General features: G+C 62.7%; 10 protein-coding genes. 9 read left to right on the top strand and 1 reads right to left on the bottom strand.

Annotated features, from left to right (window positions below; genetic code table 11):
- The 5 genes from RH90_RS18805 to RH90_RS18785 form a co-directional block, all read left to right on the top strand.
- On the top strand, positions 1 to 225 hold a 225-nt coding region (locus RH90_RS18805), incomplete at its 5' end, for a tyrosine-type recombinase/integrase (RefSeq protein ID WP_010188032.1).
- Positions 226 to 949: 724 nt separating this feature from the next.
- Positions 950 to 1744, top strand: a complete 795-nt coding sequence (locus tag RH90_RS23595) for a hypothetical protein (RefSeq protein WP_157134727.1) — start codon at positions 950 to 952, stop codon at positions 1742 to 1744.
- 304 nt (positions 1745 to 2048) lie between these two features.
- On the top strand, positions 2049 to 2396 hold the full coding sequence (locus RH90_RS18795) for a hypothetical protein (protein ID WP_010188028.1): 348 nt from the start codon (positions 2049 to 2051) through the stop codon (positions 2394 to 2396).
- Positions 2397 to 2435: 39 nt separating this feature from the next.
- Positions 2436 to 2882: a PH domain-containing protein gene (locus RH90_RS18790; RefSeq protein ID WP_010188026.1), complete on the top strand. Its 447-nt coding sequence runs from the start codon at positions 2436 to 2438 to the stop codon at positions 2880 to 2882.
- Positions 2879 to 3538, top strand: a complete 660-nt coding sequence (locus tag RH90_RS18785) for a hypothetical protein (RefSeq protein ID WP_157134726.1) — start codon at positions 2879 to 2881, stop codon at positions 3536 to 3538. Before RH90_RS18790 ends, RH90_RS18785 begins: the two co-directional genes overlap by 4 nt.
- 158 nt (positions 3539 to 3696) lie before the next feature.
- On the opposite strand, the gene RH90_RS23590 is transcribed toward RH90_RS18785, so the two are convergent.
- Positions 3697 to 4047, bottom strand: coding sequence for a hypothetical protein (locus tag RH90_RS23590; protein ID WP_157134725.1), 351 nt, complete (start codon positions 4045 to 4047; stop codon positions 3697 to 3699).
- A gap of 242 nt (positions 4048 to 4289) precedes the next feature.
- Here RH90_RS23590 and RH90_RS18780 point away from each other — a divergent pair, with 242 nt between their 5' ends.
- The 4 genes from RH90_RS18780 (at position 4290) to RH90_RS18760 (ending at position 8693) form a co-directional block, all read left to right on the top strand.
- Positions 4290 to 5195, top strand: a complete 906-nt coding sequence (locus RH90_RS18780; RefSeq protein WP_010188024.1) for a tyrosine-type recombinase/integrase — start codon at positions 4290 to 4292, stop codon at positions 5193 to 5195.
- A 4-nt stretch (positions 5196 to 5199) separates the two neighbouring features.
- Entirely contained in the window at positions 5200 to 6390 is a 1191-nt protein-coding gene (locus RH90_RS18775) for an IS91 family transposase (protein WP_010188023.1), read from the top strand.
- Between the two features lie 871 nt (positions 6391 to 7261).
- Positions 7262 to 7759 carry a helix-turn-helix domain-containing protein gene (locus RH90_RS18765; protein ID WP_010188022.1) on the top strand — a complete coding sequence of 166 codons (498 nt, stop codon included), beginning with the start codon at positions 7262 to 7264 and terminating at the stop codon, positions 7757 to 7759.
- Between the two features lie 106 nt (positions 7760 to 7865).
- Entirely contained in the window at positions 7866 to 8693 is an 828-nt protein-coding gene (locus tag RH90_RS18760) for an alpha/beta fold hydrolase (protein WP_010188021.1), read from the top strand.
- The last annotated feature ends 365 nt before the right edge of the window (positions 8694 to 9058 follow it).

Here is a 9058-nt window from a genome sequence, read left to right as displayed (position 1 = left end):
TATGCACGGCTTGTCGATGAATGGGTGACCGGCGTCGGTCTGATGCGAAGCGAGTATGGCACGCACTCGCTTCGCCGAACGAAGGCTTCGATCATATACAGGGCGACCGGCGACCTTCGTGCCGTCCAGATCCTGCTTGGTCATAGCAAGATTGAGAACACAGTGCGCTATCTCGGCATCGACGTGGAAGACGCGCTTGCCCTTGCCGAGAACACCGAAATCTGACCCGATGGCTCCTCGCCTCCGGCGAGGGGCCTCTTCACCGTGCTTTGGGACTTTGCCGCCATTCCCGCAGCAGAAGCCAAACGGCGGCTCTCGGAAAAAGCCGCCGTTCGCGGTTGGCAAGCACCACTTCATAAACGAGCAGCTCTGGTCGTTTGCAGTCCGATGGCTGTAAGAGCATGCTCAAGAAGCATCACCCTGCATGCCGAATGGCTTCGAGTTAAATTGAACGGGTTCGACGGTATGTGGTTGTGTGGTGTCATCCCTGCACGTGGCCACCTGGAACTCGATCTTGATCGTCGCCGCTGGAAATGAAAATAGGACGGGAGTGAGCCAGTTGGTACTTCGAATCGGCAAAGAGGCGGTCGACATCGCTGTGTCTTACCGGGGGGGGAGGATCAGTTGAGTAGTGCGCGTATTGACCGGGTGCTGTCTCGATCATCCGACGCATCGCTGAGATCCGACACAACAGACTGAGCGGTCGTAGGACACTTCAGTCCTTGAGCTTTTGGGAAGGTGATGACTTATGGCTTCAGTTCGTCCGAACGATCGGGTTGCGATGAGCGCTAGGCGCGCGCGGCAGCTTGCACGGTTGACAAGCCTGTGGCTTGCGACCTTTGCATTCATGTCACAATCCAGTGTCGCGCAGACTGGGGCTGTGCACCATTCCTCATCTAGCCCGGCGGTACCGCGGACGCCGGAGGCGAGAGAAGTCTTCGCGGAGCAAATGAGCGGCATACCTTCTCCCGACGATCTGGGCTCCAACTTACCACCAGGAATAACCGCAGCCGCAATAGCGCGACTCATCGTCCCGACCGACGAACTACGCCCGGTCGGCATGGTCGGGCTAAAGCCTTGGCCGGCGCGGCCCGGTTGGTTCATTGCGCTCGCTTGTACGGGAGGCAATGGCCCGAGCAAGACCAAGGTCGACGGTTGCTCGGGTGGTGGACCCTCGACGCCGCTGCACGCCTATATCGCGCTCGTCGAGAAGGATGAAGCGGGACGACCAAAGCTCGCAACGCCACCCGTGGCGGTCGAAGCGACCGTTGACTGGGGCGGATCGCTACTGCCGAGCAGCCCTGAGGCGGCTGAGGATCCGGCTCCAAAGGACGGACCCGCGCCCCTTCCATCCGCCTATGATCGGCTTGACCTTGCACCGTACCACATTGCACCCGGCGAAACCGCCTTTGGGGTACGGGCGTCGTGGTCCGATGGCTACGCTGGCGGGTTCGGCTGGCACAGCGCTATCCTGCTTTACGCGCTGGTAGACGGCCGGCTTCGGCAGGTCCTTGCGGTGCCGACTATCGCGCTGACCTTCACGGCGGGCGAGTGGCACCGCGACGGCACCCGCGACCACGAGATCGAAGAGGGCGCAAACGTTATCCTCTTGGCCGAACATCTGACCGCTGGCCACGCTGACCTCACGGTCAGGAGCAGGGTTACGCGGGACGAGCGACTGTTTCGATGGAACCCGAGCAGCATGCGTTATGCAGAGGCACTCGAACGAGGCAGCCATCCGTAGGTCGTTGAAGAACGTATCGACTATCTGTTTTTCAACGTGCCATTTACCGCTGATTTTCACACACTCTGTCAGCGGTCCATGTCCATGCCACTATGCGGCACCCAGTCCCGCAAACATTCCTTTACAGAGGAATGGCGGCTGTTTGAGACTTCGAGAAAAGCTACGCATGAGACGATGCTCAACTGCCAATTCTGCGTTTTTCGCAGACCTCCGCTTTTTAGACAGTTGGCCATAATTGTCTTAACCTGATTTATCCCGTGCCCGATAAGTCGTACAGGGAGACTGCCAAAAACGGAGGGCTGCCATGAAGACGAATCCCATCATCTTGCTCGTATTCGGCTTTGTGCTGCTCGCTGCCGGCGGCCTGATGAGCCTTACCGGGGGCCCTCCTAAGGCGGACGCCGCTCAAGCATCGCAATGCCGGGAGCGCATGAAGGACCAAGGCGCCGACATGCTGAAGAAATGCGATGAGCAAGCCTTTGCCACAACCATGACTGCGACCGACGCAAATTCCGCCGCGCAGGCGATAAGCGCCGCGAACAAAACCGAGGTAGGCTCAAACAGCTTGGCCATGTTCGTTCTCGGTCTGGGCGCCGTCCTTACGGTTGCTGGTATCTTCATGCGGCGCAAGCGGCCGAGCACCGGGTCATGATCGACCTCACCTGAAGTTAGCAAAGTTCGAAAGGACCGGATGTTCGATCTCGCCCAGACACCGATCGTACTGATCGGCCCAAAAGGAATGCCGCTGATGATGATCGCGGCGGGCCTGATGGCCATGGTCGTGGGCATCGTGGTCTGGAGCGTCACCCACATCGCCCTGATCGGCGGGATCGTAGAGCTAGTGGGCCTTTGGGTGCTCGCCGTTGGGATTGCAATCCGCAAGATGGGCTTTCGCCTGACCATCGCCCCAGAGGGTCTCAGCTATGTGAATCTCGGAGGGAAACGGTTCTGGCGCTGGCGGGATGTGGATAGTTTTGCCCTCGACCAGTTCAAGACCGCCTGGGTAATCAGCTTTCGCGAATACACCAAGGATCCGCGCGGCAAGCATTTCTACCTGCCGAGCCGGTGGGACCGGCCCAAGCACGAGGTGGTGGACCTGTTGATCGCTGCTCAAGCAAAGTGGGGGACCAGCTCGTGAAGGCGCTTGTCTTAGTCGCTGCAGCCGCCCTGTTCGTGGCCGGAAACGCCCACGCTGCCAGCTGCGAGCCTTCCCTCTTCCCGCAATCCCTGAACCTGCGTTCGGCCCGAGTCACCGCGCCCAAGGCGGCCCTGTTCAACGACCCCGAGGCCTGCTCGCGGTCGGTGGGCCTGTGCCGCTCCAAAGCCTATCTGGTGGCGGGCGATGCCGTGCTCGCGGCGCAGACCGAAACGGGCATGACCTGTGTCGCCTTCATCGGGCGAAAGCGCTCGACCATTGGCTGGGTTGACGCCGCTGCCCTGGCCCCGATGCCGAACGCGCCACCGGCTGTCGACTGGACTGGGCATTGGTCACGCTCCGTCGGCGACGCCGAGGCCACGATCGAGCGCAAGGGCAAGAGCTTGTCCGCAAGCCTGTCTGCCAGCGCTGAGGGCGGCCGTTCCGACAACATGCGCACCGGTGGCGCGGACGGCGATTTGATAGTGCACGACGACCGTGCCGAACTCACCAACCGCGGTGACGCGAAGTGCCGGGTGCACCTGCGCGGCATCGGAGCTTACCTGATCGTCAACGACGGAGCGAGCGACGACGCCAACTCCCCTTGCGGCGGGATCGGCGTGACGCTGAACGGTGTCTACGTTCACACCGGGCGCTAACGAAAATCGAACGTTGGCACCTGTGAGAGGGAACGGCAAAAGCCATGTGAGGTTTGTCAACGATACACGAAACGGCGAAGCCTGTCAGAGCAGAGCCAGTGGACAACCAGATCCATGAAGGCCTGCCGTGCCGGGTAGCCGCCTAGATACTCACTTCGCTAAATGGCAGATGCGCAGGCAAAACTGACAAACGCGTCGAGCAGCCCTGCCTGCGAGATTGCAGCCAACGTGTTTTGGGCCGGACAGGATGCCCCGGCGCCAGTGCAACCTTTGTCTCCACGATTAAGAGTGGCGATCCGATGTCGCTCACGTCGCGTCATAGACGGCATAAAACCTTCCTCGATGCCGTCGAGGTCGGCGGGGTGCAGGTGTCGCAAATTGCGTGTGGGACAGAGCGCGTCTGCTTTATCGGCAAAATTCTGATAGGCCGGTGAGGTCATCAACTGAAAATCGAGTCGACTGGGTTGCGCGGCAAGCAAACCTCCAAGGACGGCAGCACTGATCAGCATATGGACCTCCGAGAGCGACAGCCGATATAGACGCTACTCCGCTCGATCATTCACTGCAATTAATCGACGCTTATCAACTGATCAGCGGCAGAAGCCTACCTGACCTCCCGTCCGGCTCGACCCAAAGCACGAAGCCGCTGCGCGGCAGTGGTGTTGGCGGTGAGGTAGCGCGTCTGCGCTGAGGTTTGGCCCTGCGGAGGCAGTGGCGGACGATGGAGTTCCTTGAACGAGAGGAACTCATCATGGCGACTCAACCGATCGACCCACCCGTCACCCCGCTGCGTCAGCGCATGCTCGACGACATGGCGATGCGTGCGATGCGCGCGCGGACTCAGCACGATTATGTCCGCCACGTCCGTGCCTTCGCAGCGTTCCTCGGGCGCTCGCCCGATACCGCGACCGCGGAGGACGTGCGCCGCTTCCAGCTTCATCAGCGCGAACACGGTGTCGGCGAGTCCACGATCAACGGCTCGGTGTCGGCACTGCGCTTTCTGTTCGACGTGACGCTCGAGCGACCCGACCTGTCGCGGCGGCTGGTGCTCGCGCATCGTCCCAGGAAGCTGCCCGACGTGCTGAGCGTCGATGAGGTGGCCAGGCTGCTCGAGGCGGCACCGGGCATCAAATACCGCGCGGCGCTGGGCGTTGCCTATGGCGCCGGCCTGCGCGTGTCGGAGGTGGCGCATCTCAAGGCCGACGATATCGACAGCAAGCGCATGCTGATCCGGATCGAGGAGGGCAAGGGGCGCAAGGACCGCAACGCCATGCTGTCGCCGCAACTGCTCGAGCTGCTGCGGCTGTGGTGGCGCGAGGGCAAGCGGCGCAGCGTCCTGCTGCCGCACGGCTGGCTGTTTCCCGGGCGCAGCTACACCGATCCGATCTCGACGCGGCAGCTTCACCGCGCGGTCTGCGAGGCGGCCGAGGCGGCCGGGATCCGCAAGCGAGTCAGCCCGCACACGCTGCGCCACAGTTTTGCGACGCACCTGCTCGAGCAGGATGTCGATATCCGCGTGATCCAGGTATTGCTCGGGCACAGCAAGCTCGAGACGACCGCGCTCTACACCAAGGTCGCCACCCGCACGATCCGCGCGGTCACCAGTCCGCTCGACCGGCTGATGGCGCTGATGGAAGGCAAGACGCCCGCCGGTTGAGCCGGTGCGCGCCGCACTCGAGGTCGCCGACATCTTCCGCGCTGCCGGCCCTGCGTACCGGGCCGCCCATGCCGGGCATCTGAGCCTGCACCAGCTCAAGGTCATGGCGGCGATCGAGCATTGTCGCACCGCCATCATGGGCGGTCACGTCGAGGCCTGCACCGACTGCGGGCATTGGCGGGTTGCCTATAACAGTTGTCGCAACCGGCATTGCCCGCGGTGCCAGGGTGCCGCCGCGCGCGCCTGGCTCGCAGAGCGCGAGGCCGACCTGCTGCCGGTCGGATACTTCCATGTCGTGTTTACGCTGCCCGCCGAGGTCGCCGACATCGCGTTCCACAACAAGGCCCTGGTCTACGATCTGCTGTTCAAGGCGGCATCCGAGACGATACTGACCATCGCTGCCGACCCCAAGCATCTCGGCGCGCGCATCGGTATCACCGCGGTGCTGCATACATGGGGGTCGGCGATGACCCATCATCCGCATGTCCACATGATCGTGCCGGGCGGTGGCATCGCGCGCGACGGATCGCGCTGGATATCCTCGCGGCCGGCGTTCCTGCTGCCGGTCAAGGTGCTGGGCAAGCTGTTCCGCCGCCTGTTCCTGACCCGGCTGATCGCGCTCCACGCGGCGGGGCGGCTCGCGTTCTTCGGCGCCCTCGCGCACCTGGCCGACCGGCGTGCGTTCCTGCGGCACCTGTCACCGGTCCGAAAGAAGAACTGGGTCGTCTACGCCAAACCGCCGTTCGCTGGGCCGCAGGCGGTGCTCGCCTATCTGTCGCGCTACACCCACCGGGTCGCGATCTCGAACAGCCGGCTAATCGCGCTCGACGAGGCCGGCGTCACCCTGCGCTACAAAGACTATCGCCGCGACGGCGCCGATCGGCAGCAGGTGATGACGCTGGCGACGGACGAGTTCCTGCGCCGCTTCCTGCTGCATGTCCTGCCGCGCGGGTTCCACCGCATCCGCCACTACGGCCTGCTCGCCGGCGCCACCCGCAAGGCCCATCTCGAACATGCCCGCCAGTTGCTTGGCGTCGCACCGCCGCCCGATGCTGCGCCAGAGGAACCGATCGATCTCCGCCCGCCATGCCCGTGCTGCGGCGGGCACATGGTCATCATCGAGGTCTTCGAACGATGGCGCCGGCCCCGCGCACCGCCACACTCCACCGCATCGACCGGGACCACCGCGCCATGACCCGGCATGGCTCGGCCCAACCGCGCTTCGAAAGTCCCGTGCTTCCGGCGGCGATTCCGCTCGCGTTGGCGACAACGCCAGCCGAGCCGGCGCCGATCTCAAGGCCCGACACTGGTCACCAGCTACGCGCCACGTCGCCCCTGCGCCCCACGTTCCGAACAGCCCATGCGCTTCCCACAGGCCGATGCGACCCCCGCGCGGCAGAGCGAAAACCGAAAAACCCATAGGCACCGCGTGCTGCCCGCGGCTTCCCGCTTTGGAGGATATCGTACGCCTGCCGGCATCCGATATCCTTCACAGAATCGGACGTCCAGCCCAATGTAGCTGGACGCCGCAAGCGGACGTTTGTTCATCTGGCGACCGCTCTTGTTTTGCATATAAACGCCCGTCACAATGCAAGGATCGAAAGGGCGTGTCGTGTTCGGCAGACCTGGCTTGTGACCCCACATCCTGCTTCCCGCTTGGCGACGATTGAAGACGCTCGCCACAATCTGAGCGCCGGGCCCCCGAGGGCTGATCTTAAGGGGCGGACCTGGGATGGAGTCGCGATCGACCAATTGTCGGCGTACAGCGTCACCGACATGGCGGTTGGCCCGCGCGACCATCATCTGCTCGCTATAAACTTGGCAGATCATCCCTATGTGCGCGCGCAACGCTGCGGCCGCATCTACGAGAGCGCTGGCCGCTTGGGTGAGGCGGCGATCATCCCGGCCGGTGAGGCATCGACTTGAGATGGAAACATCCCGCCCCATATCACGGTACGCATTCCCCCATCGACCATCCTCGAAATTGCCGGCGACGTGCTTCCGATAGGTCGCCGCGACAGGACATCTCGAACAACTTCCGCATCCGAGACCCTTTCATCGCCAATATGGCGGCCATCTTCAGCTTGGAGATTGGCCGAGCGCCGCACCCAGCCCAGGATGTGCTGGTCGAGTCGCTCGTTACCGCGCTGATGCTGCATCTCTTGCGAGGATATGCCGGCACGCCCTGGCGCGACGAGTACCCGCTCAAGAGCGTTCCGCCAGCGGCGCTGCGGCGGGCTATCGCCTACATAGAAGACCAGCCGAGCGCCCGCGTCTCCCTAGGCGACCTTGCAGCGGCGGCCGGGCTTAGCCGTTTCCATTTCAGCCGGCTTTTCCGGAAATACATCGGCATGACCCCAGCGCTCTACGTCGAACGCTCACGGATCGATCGGGCCAAGGCAATGATCCGCGTTGGGCAACTGCCGTTGGCGGACATCGCGTACGCCGTCGGTTTTGCCGACCAGAGCCATTTCGCCCGCCGCTTCCGGCACCACGAGGGCTGCACGCCGTCGGACTATATGCGCGAGCACGCCTGGCACCGGCACCCTCGTCGAAAAATTTGATCACACGGAGCAAGGATCGTCCATTCAGAGCAACAAGCTTCAATCCCACGCGCGCGCATCCCGGCTATCGTTTCTCCCGCCGATCAACGGCTTAAAGGAGTCCGACATGCCCATGGTAACAACTGCTGACGGCACCGAGATCTTCTACAAAGATTGGGGGCCGACGAACGGGCCCACTCTGTTCTTCCACCATGGTTGGCCACTCAGCGCGGATGATTGGGACAGCCAAATGATGTTCTTTCTCGCACACGGCTTCCGCGTGCTCGCGCATGATCGCCGCGGGCACGGCCGCTCGACCCAGACCGCGGACGGCCACGACATGGATACCTATGCCGCTGATGCGTTCGCAGTCGTGGAGAAGCTCGGGCTCAAAGGCACTGTGCATATCGGTCATTCGACCGGCGGCGGAGAGGTCGCCCGCTTTGTCGCGAAATACGGGAAAGGCCGCGTTGCCAAGGCCGTGCTGATCAGTGCGATCCCGCCGACTTTCATGCAATCCGACCGCAACCCCGATGGCGTGCCCAAAGCGGTCGTTGACTCGATCCGCGACGGCACTGCCTTTCACCGCGCACAATTCTACCAGGATATCACCATTCCCTTCTATGGCTTCAATCGTGAGGGTGCAGAAGTGTCGCAGGGCATCCGCGACAATTGGTGGCGGCAAGGCATGATGGGCGCAGCGATCGCGCAGTGGGAATGCGTGCGCGTGCTGTCCGAGACCGAATTCTACGACGACCTTGCGGCGATCAGTTGCCCGGTGCTGGTGATGCACGGCGAGGACGATCAGATCTGCCCCTTCCCGACAACCGGCGCGCGTTCGGTTAAACTGGTGAAGGACGGCACGCTTATCTCGTATTCAGGCCTGCCCCACGGTATGCCGACCACACATGCCGATATCATCAACCGCGACCTCCTGGCGTTTGTCAGCGGATGAGACAGTGGGGGCGAACAACACGCCCCCATCTTCTCGGGACAAAGCGGTCACTAACGTCGTCAGGCCCGAACGGCGAGATCGGATAGAAGCAGACGCTCGCAGCGTGGGTCTCCAGACGGCAAACGCTCGGATGTGGCCGCCTCGAGAACTCCTTTAGGGTAGGTGCGATCGGACCGGTTTTCCGCTTTGCCCGTAGCTAGCAACCACTTGCGTTGGACCGTTCACAGGCACCCACCGTTTGTTAAACACTCTCCTTGTCTAACTGTCTGAGAGCGCTTGTTTTTGCAGCATCGCAGGGAACGGGAAGCACCTGTACGGAAAACGTCCGAGACCGTTGAAAAAGGCCTGCGCGAAATCGGCGTGGC

Source organism: Sphingomonas sp. PAMC 26605 (genome assembly GCF_000241485.1).
GTDB lineage: Bacteria > Pseudomonadota > Alphaproteobacteria > Sphingomonadales > Sphingomonadaceae > Sphingomonas.
Note: the sequence above shows the minus strand (reverse complement) of the source record. Positions and strands in the feature narration are given on the sequence as shown.